This window comes from Sphingopyxis sp. GC21 (assembly GCF_025727575.1).
GTDB classification, from domain to species: domain Bacteria; phylum Pseudomonadota; class Alphaproteobacteria; order Sphingomonadales; family Sphingomonadaceae; genus Sphingopyxis; species Sphingopyxis terrae_A.
The window spans coordinates 1,714,977-1,740,744 of the sequence record NZ_CP095845.1; the positions used below are offsets into that span (position 1 = coordinate 1,714,977).

Genomic DNA, 25,768 nt, shown 5'->3' on the forward strand with positions numbered 1-25,768 from the left:
GCGCCGCGCAAGCCACCCGATGCCTCCATTTGGGTCGCCGACGCTCCCCCATTCCCGACATTTCCCGGCGCCGCCGTCCGACGCCCTCAACGCAAAAGCCCGATCGCACGCCTTACCCAAGCAACGTAAATTGCCTTTTGCGAAAAAATATTGCCGAAGCCCATTGCCATGCCCGAACGAGCATGATAGCGGGCCGCTCTCTTCGCAGCACAAAGCCTTTTTGGCCGCCGCGAAGTCCGCCGAAAACCGGCATGTGGACGCATAGCTCAGTTGGTAGAGCAGCTGACTCTTAATCAGCGGGTCCTAGGTTCGAGCCCTAGTGCGTCCACCAAAAACTTCAATAAAATCAATATTTTAGAGCAAGGTCGCCGAAAGTGGCCTTCTTCGTTTTCGGCTTTCGTGCAACAAAACGTGCAACAAATTCGAGGTGATGCGGGGCGTCACCGGGTTCAAAAAAATTTTCCGATGTTTCATCCCAAGGCCGCCTTCCGACGCTCAAATGAGCGGGCAAGGCAGCGAATCACGCTCCACAATCAGTGGGCTTCGATTGTTCGGGAAATTGGATGCTCCATCCACACGGCGATGCTCCAAGCAGATCTCTGCGTGGTCTTCGAGAACTGCGGCCTCAAGATGCCGCCAATCCCCTGCCTCACGCATTTCGGCGGTCGATTGGTATTCTCAACCGCGCCTGCCCACCTGGATCAGGTCTATGTTATCAAGTGGACCTAGTGCTTTTGAAGCGGGAGGGATGCGCGAGACTTTGGCCGTCTTTGCCGATACGCACCCTAATCAGGAGGGGCTGGCAGCAGACCTCTGCGCCGGGCAAGCTCAGCATCCCTTTCAGCCATGCGCTGGACGAACCAGGCATCAACTTCCGCGGCGATCCACCGATTGGTTCCAATTCCGAGCTTGATCGGCGCGGGAAAGCGCCCCTGCTTTATCAGGCGGGCGATGTGCTGGCGGGTGAAGGGAATCCCTCTCCCCGCGAGATCAGAGTAGGCTAGGTAGGAATCGTCGGTTGCACGGACGGCCTTTCCACCTTCTGCGCCGAGGGTGCCCTCAACCATTGGCCTGCTCCGGCCACCAATGCGGCGTCAACTCGCTCGTGAGAGCCTTGATCGATCCAGCCGCAATCAAATCGACACACTCGCGTTCGAGCCCGGCGGTTTGGGAATGCAAGATATGTCGCGGCACGGGCATCCCCGAAGCGACGAACAGGATTGCTAGCGATATGTGAGCGGTGGGAAGCCCGAGCAGCATGGCGCCATGAAGATGGTCCTCCAACCTGGCGGCGGGGTTTCCTGTCTCGATTTCCCGAATCCAGCGCCCGCTCACATTGAGAGCGCGAGCGAATTGTTCCTGCGTAATGTGTCTGCGCCGGCGCTCATCGCGGATCATCTCGCCTGATACCTTCTTGATCAGGCGGAGGCCGGAAAGATCGGCTGAAGCTAGGCGTTCGAAGCGTGACATACCGAATGTCCCTCTGGAGAACAGTTTCGCCAGCATTGCCCAACAATTTATTGTGACGCCGAAATCGCAAATGCAAGATGAGACGTCGCCAAATTCATCAGCAAACCCGTATTCAAAACAATATCGGTCATTTTTATGATATTGGTCTGCATTTTGGCGCAAATCATCATAAAGGACGCATTCCGGTAAATCCGCCTGCTATATCGGTAAAATCGCGATTTATGTCGAAAATTCCACGTTACGACAAAATCGCCTAATCCATGACATTATTGACCGAAACCGGAAGTTAACTTCCGCATCGCGTTGCACGGTCATTCTTTTCCTTTCATGCACTGGTCGTCGCCGGACTGGTTACACGAATCGATCCTGCTGGTCCGGCTTTCATCACCGTCAACATCGGCGCTCTCCGCGCCGAACAGGGAGTCGTGCATGAACAAGCCGATTACCAGTGCGATCGTTGCTGCCTGCGCGCTTTGCGCAGCGGCGGCCCCCATCGCCGCCAAGACCAGGGCCATCGTCGTCCCGTCGCCCAAGCCGCGCCAGATCGTCGAGACCGCCAATGGCTTCGTCATCAACGAGCGTGTCGCGACGGAGGCCGCCGACAAGCCGGTACTGGCGGCGGTCCCGATCGGGGCCAGCGTGCGTCTCGATGCCTCGCTGCTGCGGGGTGCGAACGGGGAGACCACCGATGCGCAGCGCTAAGTTCTATATTGCCAGCGCCGCGCTCGTGTTGGGTATCGCGCCCGTGGCCGCCCAGGTTGCCGTCGATTCCCCGCTCGAAAAGGCAGCGAAGGAAGCTGAAGCACAACTCCAGCAGACCTTCACGAACCTGAAGTTCGAGGATTTCGGACCCTCGCCGATCAAGGGGCCGATCTACCAGGCGAGCGCTGGCGGCCGGATCATCTACTACGCCCCGGATAGCGAACATCTGCTGTTCGCGGCAATTTACGATCGCAACGGCGTCAATCTCACCGCCCTGGCGCAGGAAGCTTCGGCGCGGCGCAAGCTCGGCGCGATCGATCCGGCCAAGGCCCTCGTCATCGGGCCCGCAAATGCTCCGACCGTCATCGAGTTCACCGACCCCGACTGTCCCTATTGCCGGGCGCTCGAACGGTTCTGGGCGGCCAAGGAGGCTGAAGGCAAGCCGGTCAGACGGCTCGTGTTCTTCGTCTCCGGCATCCACCCCGATGCGGCCGCCAAGGCGGAGCACATCCTTTGCTCACCCGACAAGGCAGCCGCGTTCAAGGCGATCTATGCCGGAGCCGCGCCCAAGGACCTGATTAAATGCGCGCCCGGCGCCGCCAAGGTCAAGGCCGACGCCGAGATGGTGAGCAAGATCGGCATCGGCGGCACGCCCACGATCATCGCCGGCGGCAAGGTCATTTCGGGCTTCCGGCAGGACGAACTCGAGACGTTCCTCGCGGAAAGCAAGGCTCCGGCCAAGGCGGCGGCCAGTGTCCCGCACTGATCATACCCCATTCATGGCGGCCGCTGGCGCGCAAGGGAGCCTGCGAGGAGCAGGCCAGGATGCGCCGCGGACCGGAATGCCGGCGGCCATGGCCCCATCGGGCCGTCCAGCCATGCCGCCGGCCGACAGCGATCCCAATCGATGCCGGCAGGCAGTCTCACGGACGGCCCATATTCGACGGAGCAAGTCTATGATCAGAAAGCTCGGCAACCGGATCGCCCCGGTCGCCAATTTCGGCCTCCCTTTGGCCGTACTCGCCCTCGCGAGCACCGGGGCCCACGCCTTCACGGCGCCGGCCACCGGCGACCTCGGCTACGATATCTACGACATCGTGGTGAACAAGGGCGTGAAGGGGCCGCTGGGTTTCGTCGGCGGCGTCGCCGCCTTCCTGTTCGGCGTCAGCCGCCTGTTCTCCAACGTCATGGTCGGCATCCCGACCATCGTCGCGGCGGTCTGCCTGATCAAGTCGGACACCATCCTCCAGACGTTCGGCATGGTCATCTGACGCCGCCGCCCCGGCGCGGCAGACAGCGAGGCCGCGTCGGGGCGACACCCCTTCGGGATGCGCAGGCGCCCGAAATCCCCGTTCTGCTCAAGTCACCCAGCTTCGCGGGACGGTTCTGAAGCAAGAGGAGAAGGCTCGTGGACGAGCGGTTACCCCAATACCTGCACAAGCCGGTTCAGATCCTGTGGTTTGCATCGGACGAGTTCGTGCTGGTGATCACGACGATCTTCGTCGCCACCATTCTCGGCGGGATGCTCGGTTGGGCGCTGGTCGCGGGCCTTCTTCTTTTTGTGCCGTGGCTCAGGACCAAGCCGAGGGGCTTCATTCCCCACCTCGCCTGGCGCTGGGGCCTCGTCTCCTTCCGCAACTATCCGGGTCCGACGCAGACCCGCTTCTACGAGTGAGCGCGTCCATGTTCCGTCGAACTCCCCGACCGTCCGGCGATCCGCTGCTCGGCAAGCCCGCCAGCTTCGGCATTCATCGCTACCTCCAGGGGTCGAGCAACCTCTTCGAGGAAAACCGGCTCCTGAAGCTCGCCATCGCCGGCATGTTCGGCGTCACCCTCGTGCTCGGCACGGTGATGTACACCTCGAACCAGAACCAGCGCACCGTGGTAGTGCCATTCGGGGCCAGCGGCGATCTCTACGTCACTGGCAGCAAGCCGTCCGAGGCCTATCTGCGCACGATCACGTTCAACGTGGTTTCGCTGTCGGGCACCTACTCGGCCTACTCGGCTGACCGGCAGTTCCAGGAACTGCTGAGCATCGCGCACCCTTCGGCCTACAATGCCCTGCGCGACAGCCTGAACCGGCTGCTCGATGAGCTGGCCGACAATCCGACGCTCTCGATCTCGACCTATATCCGTCCCGACCAGCCCGTCACCTGGACCGACCGCGCAATCGTCGTGCCGGTCGAGAAGGTCCGGGTGATCGGCGGCGTGGTCCGCAAGTTCCGGGGCAATCTGCGGATCAGCTACGCGATCGACAATGGCCGCTTCTGGCTGACCGCCCTGACAGAGGAAAACTTCGATGCCGACCCCCGCTAAGCGGCTGCTGGCGCTCGCCCTCATGGGCCTGCCCTTGCCCTCCATGGCCCAGACCATCGTCGCGCTGCCCGACCAGACCAGCACGGTCCGCCTGTCCAACCGCGACATCAACCATGTCGTCTGCACCGGCGGCGAGATCGAGGATGTCAAGTTCAGCGCGGAAAAGGCCATCGCGGTCGAACGCGCGGGCTCGGACGCCTGGATCAAGTTCCTGGTCAAGGAGGTCGATGACGCAGGCGCGGTCACGCGCTCCTATGTCACCGTCCCGTCCGAGTTCTTCATCACCTGCAACGGCGCGGTCTATGCGCTCTATGCCGAGCCCTCCGACATTCCGGCGACGACGGTGATGCTCCAGCCCGGCACCGCGCAGCGGGCACGCGCCAACGAGGACCTGCTGGGGCCGCTGGTCGAAGAGGAGCGCGCGGTTTCGATCACGCTCTCGATGCTTCAGGACCGCATTCCCGGCAGCTTCACCGCAGTCGCGCCGCGCAGCGCCAGGATTCGCCTGTCGGACCTGCCGGGTGCGAGCATCGAGGAACGCCGCCGCATCGAGATCGAAGGCTCCGGGCTTTCGGCCTCCGAATATCTGGTGACCGCCGCAGCCGACGCCGCCATCGATGAACGCAGTTTCCTCGTGCCGGCGTTCGGCGCCAACATCTTCGCGGTGACGCTCGACAGAGGCGTCCTCAAGACCGGCGAAACCGCGCGCGTCATCGTCGTGCGCCGGGGAGCGGTCCAGTGAGCGGCGGCGGCGAACCCACCGGCCCCGGCCGCGACCGTCCGGAGTCCGGCAGCTACCGGGCTCATCTCGACGCGGAGGCGCGAGCCGACATCGACACCGAACCGCGCGGACCCGCGCTGCTCGACTTGCGGACCCGCTGGGCGGCGCTCAGCGCGCAGCAGCAATTGCGGTTGAAACAGGTCGGCGTCGTCGGCGTTGTCGGTCTCCTGGGCATCGGCCTTTATACGGCAAGCGGCAGCAAGCATGAGGAGCAGAGCGCGCCGCCGGCCTCCAAGCTGGAAATGGGCGCAGGGCTGCGCGGCGATAGTCTCGAGGTAAAGCTGCGCGGCGACCTCAAGAAGATCCTCGACGGCCAGTCGCTGCTTGGCGAGCGGGTCACCGCGATCGAGGAAGGCAAGATCGTGCCCGGCGCGGGATCGCAGGCCGGAACGGGCGCGACGGGGAGCGATCTTCCCCCGGCGCTTCCCGGCTCGGTCCCGGCCTTCCCCGAGCCGCCCGCGACCGGCGACGTGTCCGCGGGCGCCCCGACGCCGCCCGCCATCCCCTCCGCCCCGCCCGCACCGCCGGCTCCTCCGGTCGAGAAGACGGTGGGCGCGATCGGCGCGGCGACCGCCCTGGTCGCGGCCACCGACAAGCCTGGCGGCGCTAAAAAAAAGTCGAGGACGATCTATTTGCCGCCTGGTTTCATGAAAGCGCGGCTGCTGACGGGGATCGACGCGCTGGCGAGCCGGGACGCGACCAGCAATCCCGAACCCCTGATCGCGCGCGTGCAGGCGCCGGTCGTACTCCCCAATGACGTCAAGGCCAACCTTGCGGGCTGCTTCGTCATCGGCAACGCGACGGGCAGCCTCGCCAAGGAGCGCGTCGAGGTCCAGCTCGTCTCCCTGTCCTGCGTCGATTTCGACGAACGCTCGGTGGTCGACCAGCCCATCAAGGGCTTCTTCGTCGATACCGACGGTAAGAAGGGCCTGTCGGGCAAGGTCGTCACCCGCGCCGGCGCCGCGCTCGCGCGCTCGTTCATCGCCGGCACCATCACCGGTGTCGCCCAGACGGTTCAGGACACGGTCGGCGAGGTCTCGACCTCGGCGCTGGGATCGGTGCGCAGCTTCAACGCGGGCGACGCCGCCAAGGCCGGCGTCGCTGGCGGGCTGTCCCGATCGTCCGAGAAGCTGACCGACTTCTATCTCGACCTCGCCCGCCAGGCGGGGCCCATCGTCGAGGTGGGCGCGGCGAAGGATGTCGTCGTGGTCATCCAGGAGGGAGTCACCCTCGAAATCAAGCCGACCGCGGGGAGCAAGTTCTGATGCGGTCGTCCTCCATCCAACCGGGAGCAGTCTCCATGCGCATCTCGTACCGCGCGCGGCTTTCGCGCGCCGCCCGTCTCGGCCTTCCCCTGTGCCTCGCGGCCAGCCTCGGCGGCTGTGCGACGCTCGGCTCGATCATGTCGCCCTACAGCGAGAAGTTCTCCTGCAAGAACTCCGATCATGGCCAGTGCATCCATCCCGACAAGGCCTATGCCGACGCGGTGGCGGGCGCGGCGTCCAAATCCGATCCCGCCGTCACCCGCGACAAGGCGATGCTGCGCGATCGCGCCGCCGGCGCCGTGATGCCCGGCAAAGGCCAGTCGACGTCCGGCAGCGGCTTCGCCGGATACCGGGAGAGCGTCTATCGCGAGCTGCAGGGTCTGATCGATCAGCCGGTCACGCCGATGCTGAAGCCGCCGCGCACGATCCGCACGCTGATCCTGCCTTACGCCGACCAGCAGCGTCCCGACCGGCTTTACATGCAGCGCTACGTCTTCTCGATCCTCGAGCGGCCGCAATGGGTGGTGGGCGACTATCTGGTCACCCCGCAGGCCTCGTCGCTCAATGTGCCGATCCTCGAGCAGGTGCGCGAGCGTCCCGCGGACAAGGACGAGCGGCCGTGAGCGGGCTCGTCGACCAGCGCGACGGCATGACGCTGGCGCGGCTGCGCCAGAGCGTCTCGCGCGACAGCTATTCGGATTTCCTGCCGCTCGTCGCCTGGGTCGAGGAAGAAGGCGCTTTCCTCACCATCGACGATGGCTGGGGGTATTCCTGGGAGTTGGTGCCCAGCGCCTACATGTTCGCGCATGTCCATGAAGCGCTGCTGGGGCTGCTCAACGTCAACTTCCCCGAAGGCACGGTCCTCCAGTTGCAGAGCTTCGCCGATCCGCTGATCGACGACGCGCTCGACGCCTATCTCGATCTCAAGACCCGGCCCGATCCGCTGATCCAGGCCTCGGCGCGGCGGACCTTCGATTATCTCAAGGCCGGGACCGCAGGGCTGAAGGCGCTCCACGGCATTCCCGTCCGCGACTTCCGCACCTTCCTGTCGGTGAAGACGCGCGAGCCGATGGACAATGACCTGAAGCGCCAGATCGAGGAGCAATTGGCCAAACTCGGCATCCGCCGGCTCCCGCCGGAGGAAGTGGTCGCCTTCTACCGCCGCGTGTTCAACGGCGTGTTTGAGCATGCGCCGGGCGTCTTTTCCGCAAGCGATGCGAACCGGGCAGTACCGATCAGGAAACAGATCATCGACGCGGGACCAGGCTTCGTTTTCGACGGCCCCGAGGTGTTCCTCGGCAATCAGGTGGCGCGCTGCCTGACGCCGAAGTCGCCGCCGCGCCGAATCACCGCCGAGCGGGCCAACCGGCTGACGGGCGGCATGCGCGGCAGCTCGGAAGACACCGACCAGATCGGCGGCCCGTTCCTGTTCACCTTGAACGTGCTGTTCGACCAGTCGGCCTTCGAGATCCACAAACGCGCGCAGATCCTTTCGGCACAGAAGGCTGCAGGCAGCTTCGCGGTCGAAGTCGGCAAGCAGATCGAGGAAATCTCCTGGATCCTCGACGAGATCGGCAACAGCCGGTTCCTGTCGGTCATCCCGACGATCTGGGTGTTCGGCCAGACCCGCGCCCAGGCCCGCGAGATGTCGGCCCGCGCCAAGCGTTTGTGGGAGAGCGAGCCGCTGCCCTGGATGGTGCAGGAGGAAAGCTACCTCAATCCCATCCTGCTGTCGGCAAGCCTGCCTTTCGGACTCTATCCCGATCGCCGCACGATCGGCATGCTCCAGCGCGATTTCCGCGTGCCGGCGCGCGCGGGCGTGCTGATGGCGCCGATCCAGACCGATTTTCGCGGCGGCGGCCGGCCGGCACTGCTCTATACCGGCCGCAAGGGTCAGCTCATCACGCTCGACCTGTTCGATCCCCGGATCAACAACTACAATTTCATCGTCTCGGCGGAATCGGGCGCGGGCAAGAGCTTCCTGCTCAACAACCTGTGCCAGCAATATTTTGCGCAAGGATCGCTGATTCGCATCATCGACATCGGCGGCAGCTACCGCAAGCTCTGCACGCTCTGCTCGGGCCGCTATATCGATCTCGGCGAAGAGCATCTGGTGCTCAACCCGTTCGATCTCGGCCTCGCGCTCGATGGCGATGACCGGGAATCGGCGATCTCGATGGCCGTCGCGATCGTCGCGGAAATGGCAAATGCCGCGACCCGCAAGGGCGTCTCCACTTCCGAATGGAACCTCATAAAGTCCGCGGTGCAATGGGCGATAGAAAGCGGCCGCGCCGAGGCCGGGATCGACGCGGTGCGCGAATGGCTCGGTTCCTATCCAGCATACGCGACCTCCGATCTCGACCGGGTGGAACACCTTGTGCCGGTGTCGCGCGAACTCGCGTTCAACTTGCGCGATTTCGGGTCGGACGGCGCCTACGGCCACTATTTTAACGGGCCGTCGACTTTCGACATTTCCACCGACGAATTCGTCGTGCTCGAACTCGAGCGCCTCAAAGCCATGCCCGACCTGTTCAACGTCGTGATCATGGTCGTGGTCAACGCGGTCACGCAGGAACTCTATCTCTCCGCCCGCGATCGCCCCCGCTTCGTGCTGTGCGACGAGGCCGCGCAGTTCATGACCCGCAGCGACGGCCAGGACCTGTCGCGGCTCGCCGAAGCCTTTGCCCAGGGCTATCGCCGCGCGCGCAAATATCGCGGCAGCTTCGGCATCGTGCTGCAGTCGATGAACGACCTCATGCTGTTCGGCGGCACGGGGCAGGTCATCCTCGAAAATGCCGCAACCCGGTTCCTGTTGCAGGGCTCGACCTACGACAAGGCGGTCGACAACAAGATCCTCGATTATTCGGGCTTCGTCCTCGATCTCGTGAAATCGGTCAGGAACAACAAGCCCAACTACAGCGAGGTCTTCATCGACTCGCCGCTGGGCCTCGGCATCGCCCGGCTCGTCGTCGATCCCTTCTCCTACTGGATCAACACCTCGGCGCCCGAAGACGTCGCCGCCTTCGAGGCGCTGGTGCGCGCCGGCCGCTCGCCGCTCGAGGCGGTCTGCGATCTCGCCGGTGTCGATCCCGCCGAAATCCTCACACCGCAGGGAGGGCATGATGCTCAGGCGTAAACCGCATCCCGACCAGCTTGCGCTCGCGCTGGCTCCGGACGACGAACTCGAAGCGCTCATCGAGATGCGCGTGGCCGCACGCGCCGAGGCCGACGCTCTACGCTGGCGCTTCCGTCTTATTGTTGTCGAATCGGTGATGATGACGACGCTGGTGCTCGCCGCCGGCATCGCGCTTGCCCAGCCCACCGGCATGGTGGTGCGCGGCGCGGCTGTCATCGGCGCGAGCTGTTTCCTCACCGGACTGCTGCTGATCGGCCTGACCGGCGCGGCAAGCCGGCTGATGGCCCGCTGGCGGAGGGCGCGATGATCTCGGTGTCGCTCGGCCGCGACGGCGGTGGCCGTCTCATCCCCGCCTGCGATCCGCGCAGGCCCGGCGAGACGCTCTACGACTATCTCGTTCGCTCGCGCCACGAGATGGGCGTCCAGATCCGCATGCTCGAAGCGCACAGCGACGCGCAGGCCGAGTTGTTCGCTTCCGAACAGGTCCGCTGGCGGCGCGGCGCGATCTTGCTCGCGATCGGAGAGGCGGGGTTCGCCGCGGCGTCCTATGCCGCCCTCGACCACTACGAACTCGCAGCGACCATGCCTGCGCCGCTTGTTGCCGCCGCGATCGGGGCGAGCGCACTGGCTGGCGCGGCGATAGCAACCGGCGTCGCCGCCACCCGCGCCCGTGTTCCTTCCTGGGCGCTGGCGGTCGAAGACCTAACGCGGCGTCTGCTGGGCAGGCCGCGCCGCGTCATTGCGCCGTCCGCCATCCTTCCTCCGCGCCCCGCCGCCCGTGAATGCTGGCTCAAGGGTATCGTGCCGACGCCCGTGTCCGACACCGAAACGCTTGCGCAGCGCTGCGATCGTCATGCCGGAATCGTGGAAGAGATCGAAGAACGCGCGTTCGACCAGATGGAAAGCAAGACATTTTTCTGGGGGCTCGGGCTGCTGGTTTTCGAAGCTGTCATCGTCACCCTGGCTCTCTGCACCCTGCGGGCCTGGCTCGGTGTACCGCTGGGCATCGTGATGGCGGATGTGCCGCTGGTTATGGGCGTCTGCCTCATCGGCGGTCTGTTCCTGCTGCTCTTCTCCGATCTTGTCAGCACCGGCCTCGCCCGGCTCGCACGCTGGTGGAGGCGGCGATGAACGGCATCTTCTCCTCAAGTCCCTGCGCGGCATCGATCCGACTGCTGGTCGGCACCCATCTGCTGCTGCTCGTCCAGGTGGGGCTCGTGCTGTGGTCGGCTCCGGTTGCGGGCGTGATGCAGGCGCTGGTGCTGCTGGTGTTCATCGTCGGCCTCTCCGCATTCATCTGCGCGGTCAGGGGCGACAGCGGCGAGGATCGCCGCGACGGGTGGAGGCGCCGCCATGGCCGATAACGATCACCCTTCGGATCGCTATGCGCCGGGATGGTATGTCGTCGCCATGCAGGCCTCGGTTGTCGCCGGCCTCATCGCCAGCGCGCTGATCCTGGCAGCAACGGCCCATGCCGAGACGTCCACAATTGGGCGAACCTGGCCGATCGCCGAGCCCGACGCCATGACCGAGATCGAGGCGGCCGCCGCGCGGCAGCCGGTCAACATCGCGAGCCGGTTCGGCCCGCGCGCGAGCTGGAGCGCGCTTAAGGGCGCCTCGCTCGGCGTGGCGCGCGAAAACCACACGCGCAGCGTCGTCCCTTTCTACACGCTGGATCAGGAAATCCGCCTGCCGGACGGGAAGCTGCTCTATCCCAAGGGGTTCACTTTCAATCCGCTCTCCTATGTGACGCTGCCCCAGCGCCTCGTGATCGTCCACCCCCGCGATCTGGGCTGGGCGCTGAAAACCGCGGCGCTCACCGACTGGATCCTACTGACGGGCGGCGGCGATCCCAAAGACGACGCCCTGTCGCTGGGCGAACAACACCATCGCGCGCTGTTCATTCTCGAAGAGCGCGTGAAGCAGCGGCTCGGTCTCACCGTCGCCCCGGTAATCGTCCGCCAGGTCGGCCAGCGCCTCGAACTCACCGAAGTGGGCTTAGATGGCCGGACCCTGTCAAAGGAGCGTCAGGAATGACTTGGTTCTCTTGGATAGTTTCCTACGAGACGGTTGCCGGGCGCCTATGGGTCGACGAGTTCGCGCAGGGTCGCCGTGGGCAGGTACAAACGAAGCGGTTGGTCTTGCAGCGGCGCGAAGCCGTGGCGGACGTAGAAGCTTTTGCGCCGCTCTACCTGCACAGGGTCGCCACAATCGAGGACGTCCAGCAGGGTCAATGCGATGCCGATGGATTTCTCGGCCTCTGCTATGCGCCAAAGGCTGTCGACCAGAAGGTCGCGCCCCAGCCCTTTGCCCTGAGCTTTATGATCGACGCCGATCATGGCGATGAACGTGGCAGGAATCTTGCCGTGGACGGGACGCGTTCGCTTGAAGCGGGCAGGCAAATCCTGACAATCGATCGAAGCTGCATTGAGGGCATAGAAGGCAAACACTTTGCCATGCTCGTCCGCAAGGACGAATGTGCGGAGATTTGCTGCCCGCGTCAGCTTGTTCGCTGTCTTTTTGAAGAAGTCGTCGACAGCCTTTACCCCGCTTTCGAAGCTGTCCCGATCATGACGAGCGACGTCGAGCGGCTCGGTAATCGAGCGGTACATGGTCGGTGCGCCAGCTTACTGGTTCAGAAGTCGTTCGCGATAGCTCGCGAACGCATCGCGGAGCGCCTGCGTTGGCGGGGGAGGATTGTCCAGCGCGTCAAGAATCTTCTGGAAGTCGTCGTGGCTCAGAATCGTGCGTTCATGCGTCTCGATCGTTTCCAGCGCGGCCTTGTAGGCAGCATTGATCGTGAATGCGGAGTCGTCGACGCCGGACAAGGCGGCAGCGCGCTGGATCGCCCGCTTGATATGCGGCTTGGTGCGAAAATGCATCCGTTCGGTGCTGCGCTCCGTGATCTCGTCGGGCTTTCCCTCGAACGCCTGCATTGTCCGCTTCCTTCAATTGATCATCGACCATTTATGTACGCCAATTTGGCGCACAATTCAAGCTGCGCAGTATCACAAAGCGCGCGGTGGAACCGTATTCTGCGTGCACCTCGCATTCGGCTCGCGGGGCTGCTGCTCGCCATCGTCATAATTCCAACGCCGGCCCATGCGTCCCAATGCCCTGCGGGCACGGTGTTCAACCCGATCACCAAGGTCAGGTGGAACTGCATCTTCCCGATCACCATCGGCGGCGTCCGGGTCGGCTCCTACGACAAGCTCGACAAGGAACTCGACGCGCAGTCGGCTTCGAAGCCGCTGTGCGCGTGCCGCAAGGGCGCGACGTTCTGGTTCGGGGTCAAGGTCAGCTTCTGGTCGCCCAATCGCATGGTCGATGTGGTGACCGAGCCGGGCTGCATGATGGCGCTGGGCGCCGATCTCATGCCCACCGGCGGCAAGCTTCAGGGCAGCCAGTCCTCGATCGCCGACGGCACCAACACGGCCAAGATGTTCGCGCAGACCCACTACTATATCGCGCCGGTCTGGAAGATGCTCGACATGTTCACCGACCTGCCGTGCATCGAGGACAACGGCTTCGACGTCGCGATGATCACCGAAGTCCTGCCGACCTGGCAGTCGGGGACATTGGGCGCGATCATCCAGCCCGAAGGCATCCTGTTCGGCAATCCCGCCGCCGGCCTCGCCTGCATGGCCGACAGCGCCGCGGCCGCTGCCGGCAAAGTCATCGACCCGCTGTTCTGGTGCATGGGGTCCTGGGGCGCGACCTATCCCGTCGCCGGCGACATCCACTTCGACGACAGCGTCGAGGCCTGGGCGGGTCTCGCGGCGCGCACGACCTTCATGATGGGCCGACTCGGGCTGCTCACCATCAGTTCTTCGGACGGCTGCTCGTTCAAGCCGCAGCCGATCTGGACCAAGAGCCGCTACAAGTTCCAGATCATGGAGCCCGTCAAGGGCGGCAAGTGCGTCAATGTCGGCCGTCCCGGCGCGCTCTGGACTTCGGGCAAACACGCCCCCGGCAAAGACAATGCCCAGTTCATGCTCTTTGAAAAGGTGATCTGCTGCGCGGGGGTCTCCACCCCATGAGCGGATCATCCACCCCAAACCGCACGCATACCCCTCAACCCCGCCGGTCCGTTCGCCATGAGGCCCGGGAGCGAGCAGCGGCCGTGCGTGCGGCAGGAGCAGCGGCGGTTCCTCCCCCCGCCGCTGCTCCGACCTCGGTCAGCGCGGCCGCATTGCCCCCGCCGGGGCCGGCACATGCCCCAGTTGCCACGGCTCCGGTCGTGGCCGCGCTGACCACCTTTGCCGTTCTGACCACGTTCGAGGGCCAGGCGGCGTTCCGTGTGCTGCCGCCGGGTACGGCCGCTTTCCGCAGCGGCGATCTGTTCCGGCTGCGGATCGGTTCGCGCATCATCGAGGAGCGCCGGTCATGAGGATGCGGCTGCTTCTCCTGCTTGCCGCCGCCAGTCTGCCCGCGACCTCGTGGGCGCAAACCGTCGAGGAGCGCGCCCGCGCGGCTGCCGAGGCATCGCGCGCCAAGACCTCCGACAGCGATACGCTCCAGCAGAACTATCTGACGCCCGGTCTTGCCGGACAGCCAATCGCCACCATCGACAACAGCAAGACCTTCAACCCCAACATCGCCTGCCAGAAAACCGCGACATTGCTCGAACTGCTGGCGCAGCCGGCGGGCACGGGGGACATCGGAAGCTTGCGCATCTCGCGCGACAAGGATCTTGACGGCGCGGTCGACCAGACGCTGATCCTGCCGTTTCCGGTATCCGGCATCTGCGCCAACGGTGTGATCGGCTGTCAGCCGGGCACCTGGAACCAGTGCCATTTCTACAAATGGGATGTGGGCTCCTCGGGCGATCTCAAGCTCAGCGAAGTCGGCCAGACCGAGGTCGCGGGATGCTATTGCATCAACAACAGCTGCGGCGCCAATCTCGCCTGGGGCAATCTCGCCTCGCTGCTCAAGGACCTCGGCGGCGGCGTGATCGGCGCGCTGACCACCGCCGATCCGCGCGTCGGCGTCGCGCAGACGGTGATCGACGGCCCGGTCATCCGCTACACCGGCGCGCAGAGCACCGCCTGTTCGCCCAATCCGGCGCTGCCCCAGACCGCCTATCGCAGCAACCCGACCGCGCTTGCCGGTGACGCCAGCGTCGCCGCCGCCTCCAACAGCATTTTTCAGGCGCTCAAGAGTTCGCCCGCCGGGGTGGGCAAGGCCCAGCAGATCCGCAGTTGCACCATCACCCGCGCGGTGTCGCTGGGTGCGGTGAAGGCCGAGGACGTGATCGCGCGCACCTCGGGCGGCTATGGCACCTACGACTATGGCGACGGCACGCTCGCCTTCATGATGGGCTCGCCCGCCGACAACAGCCTCGGCGGCAGTTGCACCTTCTTCGACTATCGCATGACGCTCCATGTCGAGGACCCGGATCGGCTTGTGGACGTGCGGCTTCCCTACTGGTTCGCCGACGATTGGGGGCAAGTCCGGATCGACGGCAATCTGGTCTCCTCCGGCCCGTCGGCCTGGACCGGCATGGGCTACCCGCCGGGCAATTGCGAGCGCAAGGGCACCTTCTACGCCTACCCCAATCTCGACCTGAAGCCGTTCCTCACCAAGGGCGACCACGAGATATGGCTGCGCGTCGCGGTCTCGGGCGGCGGCGAGGCCTTCGCGATGGTGCAGGCGAGCGTCGATCTCTCCTGCAAGCCGACCGAGCAACTGGTCGATCTGTGTGCGGCCAATGCGGCGGATAGCAAATGCCAACTCTATGATGAGGCCGTCGATGGCGTCGATACCGTCAGGTCGGGCGTGGCGACCGGACTCACGCCGCTGGCGCAGACTCGCCTGTTCGAGAGCGGCACCTGTTCGCTCAGTTTGACCCGGCCGTGGTTCGAGCGGCAGCGCAAATATCGCTGCACGATTGATACCGGCGCGCTGCCCGAACCCGACCTCAGCCGCGGCGCCTATATCATCGACCATTCGACCGAGACGCTGCTTGCCGACCGGGTGACGAACAAGGACGGCAGCACTGCGACCTCGAGCCGCGGTTTCGCACTGCCGGATCGTGGCTCGGTCCCGGCCTGCGAGGCGATCTGCAAGACCCGCGCGCCCAAGGCCAACAGCGAGGCCGCGATCGACGGGGTAGTCGGCGCCAAACAGAACGCGCCAGTCGGTTACGACACCTTCTATCACACCTGCACGGCGTCCGCGTCCGGCAATCATTGTCCGCTCGGAACGGGCGAGGAACTGGTCTCGGACTGCGGCTGCCTCGACGATTTTCCCGAAGCCGTCGTGATGATGCAGACCGTGCGGCTCGGCGGCGCGGACATGATCTGCACCTCGGAGGCGCGCTGATGGCCAGAAAACTCTCCTTTCGCGCGGCGTTGCTGGCCACGGCACTGTCCATCGCCTTTGCCGCGACCTCCGCACAGGCGCAATCGATGTGCGCGGCCGACCTCAACGGCAACGGCGATGCCTCCGAAGCAGGCGAGGTGGCGAGTTGCACGCTCGCCGCCGACGCGACCTGGCAATGCCCGCTCCAGGCGGTAGCCTGCACCGGCGATGAGGTCGCCGGTTACAGCTGTCCGCTCGGCGCCAGCTATGCCTGCAAGGCGCCGGCGAGCGGCGGCACCCCGACTTGCTCGCCCAATGCCTGCACCGATCCCGTGGCCGCGCCGATCGCGGACGAACCCGTCACCGACGATCCGGGCGTTCCCGCCGACGGCGCGATGGACACCGCAGGCGCCTGCCTCGGCAATATCGAGATCTTCTCGGGGCGCGCGATGCGCTGCCGTCCGCCGGGCCTCAAGACCACCTTCTCCAACTGCTGCAAGGACAAGGGCAAGATCGTCAAGGACGGCATGGGCGGATCGATCACGTCGATCTCGACCAAGATCGCCGTGGCCAAGGGCGTGTTCACCGGCATGAAGGCCGCCTACACCGCGTTCAAGGCCGGGGCGACGGCGAGCCAGGCGGCAAGCGCGGGCGCCAATGCGATCATCGCCGGCATCGATCCGACCTCGATCGCGATCAGCCTTGCCATCAACTTCATGTTGGATTTCCTCCTCAGCGGCTGCGACCAGCAGGACATGGAAGTGGGTATGCTGCGCGGCTCGGGCATGTGCCACGAGGTCGGCACCTATTGCTCCTCCAAGATCCTCGGCATCTGCATCCAGAAGTCGAAAGGCCATTGCTGCTTCAACACCAAGCTTGGCCGCATCATCCAGGAACAGGGCCGCCCCCAACTGAAGTCGTTCAACGGCCTTGGCTGGGGCACGCCCAAGAACCCCTATTGCCGCGGCTTCACGCCCGAAGAGTTCCAGGCGCTCGACTTCAGCAAGATGGACCTCTCCGAATACTATTCGGAAGTCGAGGCCCGGGCGCAGGCCGACATCCAGGTCGACATGAAGGACAAGATCGATGCCTATATGCAAGTCATCGGCAAGTAGCGCGCGCGCCGCAGCCGCGTGGCCGGTGTTGCTCGCAGCACTGCTGGCCATACCCGCATCCGCGCAGGAAACATCCGCGTCGGCGCAGGAAACGCCTGCGGCGACTGGCGCGGCCCCCACCAATGCGCGCGAAGGCACCGCGGCCGCAGGCGACGCCGCGCTCGACCGCCTCAAGCGCGCGACCCTGCAGCGCAAGGCCGATGCGCGGCAACAGGGGCCGACCGCCCTGCCCGCGCCGTCGGAGGAAATGCGCCGCCGGGCATTCGACGGCTTGCGGCACCGGGCGGCCGCGCCTGCGATGGATGCGCGGGCGCGCACCGCCCTCGACAAGGGCAAGGAAGCACTGGCAGCGCAGCGCGAGGCGATGGCGCGGCGGCTTGGACAAGCCTTCGGGCTCGAAGCCCCGGACACCAGCGCCTTGGCCGGCGCCGCCGCACCGGGCGCGAACAAGGCCTGGGTGCCGGTTCTGTTCGTCTCCTCCTCGATGCCGATTGCGACGCTGCGCACCTATGCCGCGCAGCTCGAGCAGGCACATGGTGTGCTGGCGTTTCGGGGCATGCCGGGCGGTCTCACTCGAGTCGGCCCGATGGCGAAGCTCTCGGCGGAGATCCTGCGGCTCGATCCGGGCTGCGAAGGCCCGGCCTGCGCGATGCGGGGTGTCCAGCTCATCGTCGATCCGCTGATCTTCCGCCAGCACGGTGTCGCCCGGGTGCCCGCGCTGGCGATGGTCCCCGGCGATCCCACCCAGCCCTATTGCGAGCGGGAGGATGACAGTCCGCGCGCGGCCCACGTCGTCTACGGCGACGCCGCGCTTTCCGGTTTGCTCGAAGAATATGCCCGCCTCGGCGGTAAGGAGGAAGTGCGCGATGCTCAGTCTCGCCTGGAACGCCGGTAAGGCGCTATGGAATGAAGCGAAACTGCTGCCGCTCAAGGCAGCGGTGGCGCTCGGCAGTTCGGGTCTCGGACAGCCGCCCCGCCCCGAACAGCTCTGGAAAGCCTATGGCATCGTCCTGCCAATCGGGCTGCTGACGATGTGGGCCATCCCCCAGTTCACGCTGGTGATGAGCCCGTCGATCGACGCCTGGATCGTGCATGAGGCGCCGGGAACGATCCGGCGCGGCGATTTCGTATCGTTCACCCTGTCGCATCCGCTTGCCGGCCCCAAGCCGGTCCAGGTCACGAAGATAGCGCTGTGCCTGCCCGGCGACCGGATCGACTGGCTGGAGAAGCCGTCGATGACGCCGCATGAATGGGATGGCTGGTATTATTGCAACGGCAGGCTGCTCGGCGTCAGCAAGCCCTACGGGCATAACGGCCAGAAGCTCGAGCATTGGCGGCCGTTCACCGCCACGATCCCGGCGGGCACGATCTATGTCGGCTCTTCGCACCCGAGCGGCTTCGACAGCCGCTACTACGGCCCCGTCGAGATCGGCCGCCTCACGCGCATGGAGAAGCTGCTGTGATCCGCACCGCTATGCTGATGGCCGCCGCCGCACTTCTGCTGCCTGCCGCGCAGGTCCATGCGCAGGCCAACGCGCAGACGAATGTTCAGACAAATGCTCAGGATCGCCGCGACACCCACACCGGCTACTGGTGGTATCAGGCACCGACCAGGCCCGTCGACGACAAGCCCGATCCCGACGCGCTGGTGAAGCCGGCGATCCCGCCGATGGCCGAGCTTGCGACCTCGACGCCGCCCAAGATCAGGAAGCTGATCGAGCAGCAGCGCGACTATGCCGCCACGGTCTTGACGGTCGATGCCGTCGCCGACTTCTGGCGCCTGCAGGATTTCGCGCGGCGCAAGGCGCGTGCCTTTGCCGGCGTCACCCAGATCGCGATGCTGCAGCATCCCGAACTCAACTCGCGCTCGGCCAATCCCCTGGTCGGCGACGCCCGCGACCAGCTTTCCGCCCACAAGGACGAAGTGCGCCGGCAATATCTGCGCTCCCGCGCCAATGAGTTCGCGCTGGTCATGTTCTCTCGCGGTTCCTGCGGCTATTGCCGGGTACAATGGCCGATCGTCCAGCGCTTCCAGGACGAGATGGGCTGGCAGGTGACCCTGATGGACATCGATCGCCGGCCCGACGTGGCCCAGCGTTTTGGCGTGGAGGTCACGCCGACCACCATGGTTATCCGCCGGGGCAGCCAGCAGCGCATGGTGATCGCGGCGGGAATCGAAGCCTATCCCAATCTCATCCAGATGGCCTACCAGGCGGTGCGACTGCTCGCGGGCGACATTCGGCCCGAACAGTTCATGACCGGAGCGGGCGAGGAAGACGGTTTCTTCGATGCGCTGGCCAACGGCCCCGTCTCGGCGACCGATCCCCGCGCGCTCGGCGGCGATCTGGTCGACGCCCGTGCGGAGCCCAGGCCGTGAAGCGCGCAGTACCCGCCGTTCTGGCCGGTCTCTCCCTGCTCGCCGGAACCGCGCAGGCGCAGGCTCCGACCCGCGAGCAGGCGATGCGCGCGGCGATCCATCCCGTCGCGAACGCCGCCGAGATGCAGGGCTGGCTTGCACGCGTGCCGCTCACGCGCGACTGGCCGCCCGATTTTGCCGAAACCCTGACCGGACAGGCGCCGGCCTATGTGGTCGAGATGAGCACCGCGCCTGGCTGCGTGCCCTGCGCCGATCTCTGGGCGAAGCTCAATGTTCTCGGCCGGCGCTATGGCTGGCAGGTCCGCACGATCGGCACCCAGGAGGCGCTGCTGCGTTCGGGGCGGCTCGGCCTGCCCTGGGTCGGGCACCCCGTCGCCTGGGTGCGGCCGCGCGCCGATCCCAATCGTATGGTGCCTGTAGCGATCGGCACCGACCATGCGCCCAATATCGCCCGCAATCTCTATCTCGCCGCGAAGATGCTGGGAGGCGTCCGGGTCGCGGTGGGCGTGCGCGGCATGTCCAAGTTCACCGGAATCGTGGGCGTGCCCATGCGTCCCCTCCCCAACCGGCAAGGCAACTGATCATGGCGGCAGTTGCCTTGTCCCCCTTCACGAACGGAACCCCGCCATGCCGAAGATTTGTCCGCGCCTGAGCCTGCTCGCATCCGCCGCCATTGCCTGCGCCTCCACGCCCGCTCACGCACAGAGCTGGGCGGAAAGCTGGTTCGACAATGTCACCTATACCAGCCCCGGCAGCTTCAGCGACCAGACCCGCGGCTATGTAACCGCCGGCGGCATGTCGGGCCGCGTCGATGTCCACAACGACTATCTGATGAGCATTACGCTGCCCAAGGTGAAGGCGGGCTGCGGCGGGATCGACATGTTTCTGGGCGGGATGTCGTTCCTCGACCCGGACTATCTCGTCCAGAAACTGGAAAGCATCCTCCAGGCCGCGCCCGCCGTCGCCTTCCAGTATCTGCTCGAGACGCTCGACGAGAAGATGGGGAACATCATCTCGAAGATGGAGGCCGCTACCAACTACCTCAACTCGATCCAGGTGAACGACTGCCGCCTCGCCAACCGCATGGTCCAGATCGCCAAGGGCGACGACAATATGAGCGGGATCATCGAGGAGATGACTGGCTACAAGTCGGTGAAGGAAGGCTTCGCCAAGAGCTACCAGCAGAGCCGCGAGAAGATCCAGGCGAACGCCAACAGCCCGACCGAGGATTTGCGGGACGCGCTGGAGAATTGCCCGGCCGAGGTCACCGAAATCTTCAAGACCGGCTCGCTGCTCGCCCATGCCGCCGCGCGCGTGGGGGCGTCGGACTGGGCCGGCGTCATGCGCGCCCGCGTCGGCGACGTCTACATGCGCTGGGACACCAACGACAAGGTGCCGATCTTCTCGGCGATCCCGGCATGTCCGCATCAGGACAGCGACAGCATCGACGATTTCCTGACCGGCAAGGTCCAGACCCGCGCATTGAATGTGCCGCCGTCCGCCGCCGATTGCTCGGTCAACGGCTCGGGCAAAGGCGCGCTGGTGCTGGCCCGCACGCGCATGGACAGCATCGCGCTCAAGATTCGCAGCCGGGGCGCGCTGACCGATGACGAACGCCAGTTCGTCGCCAATGTCCGCACATTGCCGGTCTATCGCCTGCTCGAATGGGGTGTGCGGCAGGGTGTTACCGACAGCGTGATCGCCGACACCGACGAGCTGGTCGCGTTGACGCTCGCCTACCAGATGCTGAACGACCTCACCCGCTCCATCGATTTCGCGGTGAGCAACGCCGAGCGCGGCGTCAGTGCCGCCGGCGCCAGCGATGCCGCTAACGCCAAGGTCTGCCAGACCCGCGTCCTCACCAAGGGTATCGAGCAGCTGCGCGATCTGCGCGACGAAGTGCTGCGCCAGCGCGCGCAGATGCGTCAGTCCTATATGGCCGCGCTCAGCCAAGCGAACCTGTCGGCCACCTACTCCGGCGTCGTGCGCCAGCGCGACCGTGACGCCCGCGATGCCGCGGGCACCGCCGCCAACAGCAACCGCTGATCGGGACCGCCCTCCATGACCCGCACCCTCCGCGCCATCGCCATTTTCCTTGCGCTTATCGTCGCGACGCCCGCCTGGGCGGTCGACACCAGCTTCCACACCTATGACGGCTTTGCCGAGACGGTGGATGCTTTCCGGCTCGTCTCGCTGATCTTCGCCGATCCGCGCTACGAGACGCTGGTGATGATCGTGGCCGTCGCAGGGATAGCGCTCGGCGCGCTGCTCGCCAGCGTCAAGGGCTCGGGCATGGGGCTTCTCGCCTTCGGCTTCCAGATGCTGATCGGCATCGGCCTTTATGTGGGGCTGGTCGCCACCACAGGCACCGTCCATGTCTACGACCGGGTGCGCAACGCCTATCAGCCGGTCGGCGGCGTGCCGAACCTGATCGTCGTCGTCGCGGGCATGACCAACATGATGGAACGCGCGCTCGCCGAGGTGATCGACGACAACACCACCGACCCCAACGCCAAGCTCGAGTTCGGCGCGGGCGGGCACAGCTTCGATCTGTTTCTCAACGCGGCGTCGCCGCGCGGGCCGATGACCGACACCTTCCTCGATGCCACCATCAAGGACTACGTCCGCCAGTGCTATCCGGTCGCGCGGGTCTCGCCCGCCTACGGCATCGACGACGATCAGCTCTATCGCACCACCACGGATCTTCCGGCGTCCTTCGCCGCGATGGCAGGGCCATCGACCTACAGCACCGTCTATACCGCTGCCGACAAGGGCGGCACCACGGTCACCTGCAACGAAGCCTGGGAGCATATCTCGACGCGGCTTTCCGAGCCCGGCCTTTTCGACCAATATGTCGCGCAGGTCTGCACGCGCACCGGCTATGACGTCGCCAACGCCGCGCAGCTGCAGCGCTGCCGCTCCAATCTCGGCGAGATGGGCCAGATGATGATGGGCTCGCCGCTCTCGCTCCAGCAATTGCTGACCGATGTCATGCTCGGCAACAGCGTCGGGGACGTGCTGTTCGAGGACAGCCCGGCGACAGCAGCCAGGGTCATGGCCAACCGGGCGGTCATCTCGAGCGGGCTCGCGACCATGTCGACCGCGAACGAGTGGATGCCGACCATTCGCGCGACGGTCTTCGGGATCATGCTGTTCATGATGCCGATCGCGCTGCTGTTCATCCTCACACCGATCAACCTGCGCGTCGCCAGCTTTGCGATCGGTCTGTTCGTGTTCGTCGCGATGTGGGGCGTGATCGATGCCGGCATCTACCAGCTCACCCTCGGCCGGGCGACCGACGTGCTCGCCGAAATGCGTTCGAACAGCGTTGGCGTGAACGCGTGGATGTTGGCGCCGTCGGCCGCGATGAAGGCGCTGGCGATCTTCGGCTCGTTCCGCACGGCGGCAGCCGGGCTCGCCGGCGCCTTCGTCTTCACCGTGTTCCGCTTCTCCGGCAACGTCTTCACCGCATTCACCAGCGGCGCGCTCGGCGTCCAGGGTCAGGGCACGGCAGCGGCCGCGCCGCTCGGCACCCGCGAGGGCTATGCCGGCGCCCTCGAAAGCCAGGCTTCGGCCGCCGGCACCATGGCGCGAGCCCGCGCCTCGTCCGGCTTCGGGGATTTCGGAGAGCGCACGACCTTCGGCGCCGATCGCGCGTTCGGCTCTGCCGGCCGGGTGCTCGGCGAGCAAGGCGGCGGAGCGCCCGGCACCGCCGCGATGGGGCTCGGCGGCCTCGATGCGGCGCGTGAACTGGGCAGTCTCGCGCCTGCCATGACCGGCCGCAGCCTGACCGACCCCGCCACCGTCCGCGCCGTGCGCGAAAACGCCGCCACCAGCGCGATCCACAACTTCGCGGAAAAGGACGCGCTGCGCAGCCTCGGCACCACCTATTTCGGGGAAGGCCAGTCTGGCGAGCGGGCCTTTGCCGCCTTCGCGCAGCGGATGGTGCAGTGGCGGGCGTTCGGCGACCAGCGCGCCTACGACATGATGCAAACGGGCGCACAGCGGCATTTCGAGCGCAGCGGTTATGATCCGAAGGACGCGGCGCTGAAGGCATCGACCGTCATCGGCCAGGCTTCGGCCGATCCGACTTTTGCCAAGCTGACCGCCAACGCCTTCGATCAGGAGCAGATGCTGCGCAATGACCTGACCTCCGCGCAGATCCAGGTTGGCGCGATGGAAGGTCGGCGCGACTTCGCCGGCGACAATGTAGCCCGGATCGAGCGCGGCAACGTCGCGACCGAGCAGGCACACCGCACCGGCACCAATGCCGGGCAGAGGCAGGCCGCGGCGATGCTCGGGATTCCCGTGCAGGAAGCTGCCAAGCGCATCGGCTTCATCAACACCCTCTCCGGCGAAGCCCGCTCCACCGCCATTTCCCAACTCTCTCGCGCCACCGGCCGAAATGAGGCGCAGGTCATGCGCGCCCTCGAAACCTACAATGCCGCCGTCCAGCTCGGCACCGCCGATGGCGCGAGCGCGGAAGCGGCGCGCGAGGGCACCAGCGTCTATGGCCGCACCCGCGACGCCGCAGGTTACGACTTCGCCGAACGCTCGGGCAAGCTCGATGCGCAGCGCGAGGTCGGCACCGCCGGTACGCGCTCTTCCGCCCGCATTGGCGAGGAGCGCCGCCAGGCCGACAATGCCGGTTTTGCCGAAGGCGCGGCGGCCGCAGGCATGTCGGTGCGGCAGGCTGCACGGCTCGACAGCTTCATCCGCACGCTCTCCCAGGGCGCAGGCAATCAGGTCGATATGGCGGAGGGTGGCGCGGAAGGCATTGCCGACCGTGCCCGCAATGATCGGCTCACCCGGATCGTCGAGGGTGAGCGGCTGACCAGAATGCAGAAGCTGCTGGCCGATCACGGCGTCACCATGTCCAGGCGCGAAATCGCGATGGCCCAGAATGGCGATCTCAGCCTCAACCTGACGCCGGAAACGGCGGCGCAGATGTGGCGGGGCGGGCTCATCAACGAGAGTCAGCTCGGCGCGATCGCCAATGGCGGGCGCGCGCGGTTCAGTTTCGCGAACAATGACGTGCTGGTGTCGAGTTCGGTGGGGTTCCAGCAATCGGCGCGGAACGACACCAGCACGCGCTTCGAGGCGGGCAAGCAGGCTGGTCCCGACACGATCGAGCATTTCCTGAGCAGCGGCGAGCAGGGCCAGGCCATGATGTCGAACTGGCTCAAGGGCGGGTTCGAGATGGACCGGCACGGCAACTGGCGCCTGAAGCCGCAGGTCGCCGACACGCTGACCCGCGACGTTCAGTCGATCATTTCCCAGACAGGCTGGCAGCGTTCGCTATCCCGCTCTGCTCAGGATCAGACGACCATGGGCACCAATGTCGGACTGGATATCGGCGGTGCTGTTTCCATGTCCGAAACCGAAGCGACCGGCGGCAAAGGCGGCACACCGAAGCGAGCGCAAGGTTCTGCAAGAACACCTGCGGTTCAGCAGGCTCGCACGACCAGCGGCAAGGTGGGAGCGAATCTTGGATTTCAGAGCAATGACGTCGGAATCACCAGCGAAAATGCTCAGTCTTCGATTGATATCGTGAACTACGACGTTCGTGGGGCAATCGTTGCAGCAGAAAGGGCTGCCGCTCGATCAGACCGACCGGAGGAGACATTCTCTCGTGAACTGTCGAACCGTATTCTCGGCGCAGATGGCATGCGTAGCCACTACTTGCATGATGCCGACGCTGGCCGTGCGACGTTTGACGTCACGGGGCCACTCACATCGATTGAGCAGAATTCGGTCCTCAAGTCTGGCAGCTTCTCAACCGATGTTGATGGCAGTCCAGGAGATGGCGATAACAGCTCTAAGAGGCGTTGATCCGGGCACCATTGTTGGGGCTAATTGGGTTGCCAATATAGATTCTTCCCGATCTCGGATCATAAATGTCTACCGAGGGATGCGGCTGTCCCGGCTTACGAACATCCCAATCGTCGTCAAACGGATCGACCGGGAACACGCCCAGACCGATCACCTCTTCGTTGCTCATAGCCGGACGACGTTCCAGCAAATGCTGCACATAGCCGATACCCAGCACCATGAGCGCAGTCATCGGGAAGAACAGGATATTGAGGAAACCGGCCATCGCGCTGTCATAGAAAGTTTCCAGTACGGGCGCCCGGGCGGACGCCGCCATGCCGAGCCACCAGATCGGAATGGCGGCCCACCAGAGCTTCGCGTACCACGGACGCCAAAGCCAATCGGATGCACGCGAACGCGTTGCAGTGTTGGCGTCGGTGACTTCATTTGGCGCGTCGAAAACAGCGTCCATCACGATTTTCCTTCGCCGAC

At 65.3% G+C, this 25,768-nt stretch carries 28 protein-coding genes and 1 tRNA gene; 24 read left to right on the forward strand and 5 right to left on the reverse strand.

Features of this window, described 5'->3' with window-relative positions; all coding sequences use genetic code 11:
• Positions 1–255: 255 nt before the first annotated feature.
• Positions 256–331 (forward strand) — tRNA-Lys (locus MU856_RS08185).
• Between the two features lie 454 nt (positions 332–785).
• Here the strand turns inward: MU856_RS08185 and MU856_RS08190 are convergent.
• Both MU856_RS08190 and MU856_RS08195 read right to left on the reverse strand, forming a co-directional pair.
• Positions 786–1,067 (reverse strand): helix-turn-helix transcriptional regulator, encoded by a 282-nt coding sequence (locus tag MU856_RS08190; protein ID WP_263588798.1) that lies wholly within the window; start codon positions 1,065–1,067, stop codon positions 786–788.
• Positions 1,060–1,506 carry a helix-turn-helix domain-containing protein gene (locus MU856_RS08195; RefSeq protein ID WP_263588799.1) on the reverse strand — a complete coding sequence of 149 codons (447 nt, stop codon included), beginning with the start codon at positions 1,504–1,506 and terminating at the stop codon, positions 1,060–1,062. The genes MU856_RS08190 and MU856_RS08195 overlap by 8 nt, the downstream gene beginning before the upstream one ends.
• 393 nt (positions 1,507–1,899) lie before the next feature.
• Between MU856_RS08195 and MU856_RS08200 the strand changes: the two genes are divergently transcribed.
• The 13 genes from MU856_RS08200 (at position 1,900) to MU856_RS08260 (ending at position 11,707) form a co-directional block, all read left to right on the forward strand.
• Positions 1,900–2,172: a hypothetical protein gene (locus MU856_RS08200; protein ID WP_263588800.1), complete on the forward strand. Its 273-nt coding sequence runs from the start codon at positions 1,900–1,902 to the stop codon at positions 2,170–2,172.
• Positions 2,159–2,938, forward strand: coding sequence for a DsbC family protein (locus tag MU856_RS08205; RefSeq protein ID WP_263588801.1), 780 nt, complete (start codon positions 2,159–2,161; stop codon positions 2,936–2,938). The genes MU856_RS08200 and MU856_RS08205 overlap by 14 nt, the downstream gene beginning before the upstream one ends.
• 190 nt (positions 2,939–3,128) lie before the next feature.
• Complete coding sequence (locus MU856_RS08210) at positions 3,129–3,443, forward strand: hypothetical protein (protein ID WP_263588802.1); 315 nt, start codon at positions 3,129–3,131, stop codon at positions 3,441–3,443.
• 137 nt (positions 3,444–3,580) lie between these two features.
• Positions 3,581–3,847, forward strand: a complete 267-nt coding sequence (locus MU856_RS08215; RefSeq protein WP_263588803.1) for a type IV conjugative transfer system protein TraL — start codon at positions 3,581–3,583, stop codon at positions 3,845–3,847.
• A gap of 8 nt (positions 3,848–3,855) precedes the next feature.
• Entirely contained in the window at positions 3,856–4,488 is a 633-nt protein-coding gene (locus MU856_RS08220) for a type IV conjugative transfer system protein TraE (RefSeq protein ID WP_263588804.1), read from the forward strand.
• Positions 4,472–5,230, forward strand: coding sequence for a type-F conjugative transfer system secretin TraK (locus MU856_RS08225; RefSeq protein ID WP_263588805.1), 759 nt, complete (start codon positions 4,472–4,474; stop codon positions 5,228–5,230). Before MU856_RS08220 ends, MU856_RS08225 begins: the two co-directional genes overlap by 17 nt.
• A complete protein-coding gene (locus MU856_RS08230) occupies positions 5,227–6,534 on the forward strand; it encodes a TraB/VirB10 family protein (protein ID WP_263588806.1) in 1,308 nt (435 codons plus the stop codon). Before MU856_RS08225 ends, MU856_RS08230 begins: the two co-directional genes overlap by 4 nt.
• A 35-nt stretch (positions 6,535–6,569) precedes the next feature.
• Positions 6,570–7,157, forward strand: a complete 588-nt coding sequence (locus MU856_RS08235; RefSeq protein ID WP_412072826.1) for a TraV family lipoprotein — start codon at positions 6,570–6,572, stop codon at positions 7,155–7,157.
• 26 nt (positions 7,158–7,183) lie between these two features.
• On the forward strand, positions 7,184–9,670 hold the full coding sequence (locus tag MU856_RS08240; protein WP_263588965.1) for a TraC family protein: 2,487 nt from the start codon (positions 7,184–7,186) through the stop codon (positions 9,668–9,670).
• On the forward strand, positions 9,654–9,977 hold the full coding sequence (locus MU856_RS08245) for a hypothetical protein (RefSeq protein ID WP_318153204.1): 324 nt from the start codon (positions 9,654–9,656) through the stop codon (positions 9,975–9,977). Before MU856_RS08240 ends, MU856_RS08245 begins: the two co-directional genes overlap by 17 nt.
• Positions 9,974–10,801 carry a hypothetical protein gene (locus tag MU856_RS08250; protein WP_263588808.1) on the forward strand — a complete coding sequence of 276 codons (828 nt, stop codon included), beginning with the start codon at positions 9,974–9,976 and terminating at the stop codon, positions 10,799–10,801. Before MU856_RS08245 ends, MU856_RS08250 begins: the two co-directional genes overlap by 4 nt.
• On the forward strand, positions 10,798–11,034 hold the full coding sequence (locus tag MU856_RS08255) for a hypothetical protein (RefSeq protein ID WP_263588809.1): 237 nt from the start codon (positions 10,798–10,800) through the stop codon (positions 11,032–11,034). Before MU856_RS08250 ends, MU856_RS08255 begins: the two co-directional genes overlap by 4 nt.
• Positions 11,024–11,707, forward strand: a complete 684-nt coding sequence (locus MU856_RS08260; protein WP_263588810.1) for a conjugal transfer protein TraW — start codon at positions 11,024–11,026, stop codon at positions 11,705–11,707. Before MU856_RS08255 ends, MU856_RS08260 begins: the two co-directional genes overlap by 11 nt.
• A 44-nt stretch (positions 11,708–11,751) precedes the next feature.
• Here MU856_RS08260 and MU856_RS08265 read toward each other — a convergent pair whose 3' ends face one another.
• Positions 11,752–12,282 (reverse strand): GNAT family N-acetyltransferase, encoded by a 531-nt coding sequence (locus MU856_RS08265; RefSeq protein WP_263588811.1) that lies wholly within the window; start codon positions 12,280–12,282, stop codon positions 11,752–11,754.
• A gap of 15 nt (positions 12,283–12,297) precedes the next feature.
• Entirely contained in the window at positions 12,298–12,606 is a 309-nt protein-coding gene (locus MU856_RS08270) for a DUF1778 domain-containing protein (RefSeq protein WP_263588812.1), read from the reverse strand.
• Between the two features lie 99 nt (positions 12,607–12,705).
• Here MU856_RS08270 and MU856_RS08275 point away from each other — a divergent pair, with 99 nt between their 5' ends.
• The 10 genes from MU856_RS08275 to MU856_RS08320 all read left to right on the forward strand — a co-directional run bounded on the left by MU856_RS08275 (position 12,706) and on the right by MU856_RS08320 (position 25,297).
• Positions 12,706–13,710, forward strand: coding sequence for a TraU family protein (locus MU856_RS08275; RefSeq protein ID WP_412072827.1), 1,005 nt, complete (start codon positions 12,706–12,708; stop codon positions 13,708–13,710).
• Positions 13,711–13,910: 200 nt separating this feature from the next.
• On the forward strand, positions 13,911–14,060 hold the full coding sequence (locus MU856_RS08280) for a hypothetical protein (protein WP_263588813.1): 150 nt from the start codon (positions 13,911–13,913) through the stop codon (positions 14,058–14,060).
• Complete coding sequence (locus MU856_RS08285; protein ID WP_263588814.1) at positions 14,057–15,994, forward strand: hypothetical protein; 1,938 nt, start codon at positions 14,057–14,059, stop codon at positions 15,992–15,994. The genes MU856_RS08280 and MU856_RS08285 overlap by 4 nt, the downstream gene beginning before the upstream one ends.
• Positions 15,994–17,088, forward strand: a complete 1,095-nt coding sequence (gene traN / locus MU856_RS08290; protein ID WP_412072823.1) for a conjugal transfer protein TraN — start codon at positions 15,994–15,996, stop codon at positions 17,086–17,088. The genes MU856_RS08285 and traN overlap by 1 nt, the downstream gene beginning before the upstream one ends.
• Positions 17,060–17,983, forward strand: coding sequence for a type-F conjugative transfer system pilin assembly protein TrbC (locus tag MU856_RS08295; protein WP_263588815.1), 924 nt, complete (start codon positions 17,060–17,062; stop codon positions 17,981–17,983). Before traN ends, MU856_RS08295 begins: the two co-directional genes overlap by 29 nt.
• Complete coding sequence (locus tag MU856_RS08300; protein WP_263588816.1) at positions 17,955–18,551, forward strand: S26 family signal peptidase; 597 nt, start codon at positions 17,955–17,957, stop codon at positions 18,549–18,551. Before MU856_RS08295 ends, MU856_RS08300 begins: the two co-directional genes overlap by 29 nt.
• Before the next feature lie 11 nt (positions 18,552–18,562).
• The gene (locus tag MU856_RS08305) at positions 18,563–19,465 is read left to right on the forward strand and encodes a conjugal transfer protein TraF (RefSeq protein ID WP_412072828.1); all 903 of its coding nucleotides are present in this window, start codon (positions 18,563–18,565) and stop codon (positions 19,463–19,465) included.
• Complete coding sequence (locus MU856_RS08310; RefSeq protein ID WP_263588818.1) at positions 19,462–20,046, forward strand: hypothetical protein; 585 nt, start codon at positions 19,462–19,464, stop codon at positions 20,044–20,046. The genes MU856_RS08305 and MU856_RS08310 overlap by 4 nt, the downstream gene beginning before the upstream one ends.
• A gap of 46 nt (positions 20,047–20,092) precedes the next feature.
• A complete protein-coding gene (locus MU856_RS08315) occupies positions 20,093–21,511 on the forward strand; it encodes a conjugal transfer protein TraH (protein WP_263588819.1) in 1,419 nt (472 codons plus the stop codon).
• Between the two features lie 15 nt (positions 21,512–21,526).
• The gene (locus MU856_RS08320) at positions 21,527–25,297 is read left to right on the forward strand and encodes a conjugal transfer protein TraG N-terminal domain-containing protein (RefSeq protein ID WP_263588820.1); all 3,771 of its coding nucleotides are present in this window, start codon (positions 21,527–21,529) and stop codon (positions 25,295–25,297) included.
• Here the strand turns inward: MU856_RS08320 and MU856_RS08325 are convergent.
• Positions 25,284–25,748: a hypothetical protein gene (locus tag MU856_RS08325; protein WP_263588821.1), complete on the reverse strand. Its 465-nt coding sequence runs from the start codon at positions 25,746–25,748 to the stop codon at positions 25,284–25,286. The genes MU856_RS08320 and MU856_RS08325 overlap by 14 nt on opposite strands.
• Between the last annotated feature and the right edge of the window lie 20 nt (positions 25,749–25,768).

Excerpts from the sequence above, each read along its gene's own strand:
- MU856_RS08195 (WP_263588799.1), bottom strand. The coding sequence starts at position 1,506 with ATGCTGGCGAAACTGTTCTCCAGAGGGACATTCGGTATGTCACGCTTC.
- MU856_RS08265 (WP_263588811.1), bottom strand. The coding sequence starts at position 12,282 with ATGTACCGCTCGATTACCGAGCCGCTCGACGTCGCTCGTCATGATCGG.
- MU856_RS08300 (WP_263588816.1), top strand. The coding sequence starts at position 17,955 with ATGCTCAGTCTCGCCTGGAACGCCGGTAAGGCGCTATGGAATGAAGCG.
- MU856_RS08220 (WP_263588804.1), top strand. The coding sequence starts at position 3,856 with ATGTTCCGTCGAACTCCCCGACCGTCCGGCGATCCGCTGCTCGGCAAG.
- traN (WP_412072823.1), top strand. The coding sequence starts at position 15,994 with ATGGCCAGAAAACTCTCCTTTCGCGCGGCGTTGCTGGCCACGGCACTG.
- MU856_RS08205 (WP_263588801.1), top strand. The coding sequence starts at position 2,159 with ATGCGCAGCGCTAAGTTCTATATTGCCAGCGCCGCGCTCGTGTTGGGT.
- MU856_RS08295 (WP_263588815.1), top strand. The coding sequence starts at position 17,060 with ATGCCTATATGCAAGTCATCGGCAAGTAGCGCGCGCGCCGCAGCCGCG.
- MU856_RS08320 (WP_263588820.1), top strand. The coding sequence starts at position 21,527 with ATGACCCGCACCCTCCGCGCCATCGCCATTTTCCTTGCGCTTATCGTC.
- MU856_RS08225 (WP_263588805.1), top strand. The coding sequence starts at position 4,472 with ATGCCGACCCCCGCTAAGCGGCTGCTGGCGCTCGCCCTCATGGGCCTG.
- MU856_RS08305 (WP_412072828.1), top strand. The coding sequence starts at position 18,563 with ATGCTGATGGCCGCCGCCGCACTTCTGCTGCCTGCCGCGCAGGTCCAT.
- MU856_RS08210 (WP_263588802.1), top strand. The coding sequence starts at position 3,129 with ATGATCAGAAAGCTCGGCAACCGGATCGCCCCGGTCGCCAATTTCGGC.
- MU856_RS08285 (WP_263588814.1), top strand. The coding sequence starts at position 14,057 with ATGAGGATGCGGCTGCTTCTCCTGCTTGCCGCCGCCAGTCTGCCCGCG.
- MU856_RS08240 (WP_263588965.1), top strand. The coding sequence starts at position 7,184 with ATGACGCTGGCGCGGCTGCGCCAGAGCGTCTCGCGCGACAGCTATTCG.
- MU856_RS08255 (WP_263588809.1), top strand. The coding sequence starts at position 10,798 with ATGAACGGCATCTTCTCCTCAAGTCCCTGCGCGGCATCGATCCGACTG.
- MU856_RS08245 (WP_318153204.1), top strand. The coding sequence starts at position 9,654 with ATGATGCTCAGGCGTAAACCGCATCCCGACCAGCTTGCGCTCGCGCTG.
- MU856_RS08200 (WP_263588800.1), top strand. The coding sequence starts at position 1,900 with ATGAACAAGCCGATTACCAGTGCGATCGTTGCTGCCTGCGCGCTTTGC.
- MU856_RS08250 (WP_263588808.1), top strand. The coding sequence starts at position 9,974 with ATGATCTCGGTGTCGCTCGGCCGCGACGGCGGTGGCCGTCTCATCCCC.
- MU856_RS08190 (WP_263588798.1), bottom strand. The coding sequence starts at position 1,067 with ATGGTTGAGGGCACCCTCGGCGCAGAAGGTGGAAAGGCCGTCCGTGCA.
- MU856_RS08270 (WP_263588812.1), bottom strand. The coding sequence starts at position 12,606 with ATGCAGGCGTTCGAGGGAAAGCCCGACGAGATCACGGAGCGCAGCACC.
- MU856_RS08235 (WP_412072826.1), top strand. The coding sequence starts at position 6,570 with ATGCGCATCTCGTACCGCGCGCGGCTTTCGCGCGCCGCCCGTCTCGGC.
- MU856_RS08325 (WP_263588821.1), bottom strand. The coding sequence starts at position 25,748 with ATGGACGCTGTTTTCGACGCGCCAAATGAAGTCACCGACGCCAACACT.
- MU856_RS08315 (WP_263588819.1), top strand. The coding sequence starts at position 20,093 with ATGCCGAAGATTTGTCCGCGCCTGAGCCTGCTCGCATCCGCCGCCATT.
- MU856_RS08260 (WP_263588810.1), top strand. The coding sequence starts at position 11,024 with ATGGCCGATAACGATCACCCTTCGGATCGCTATGCGCCGGGATGGTAT.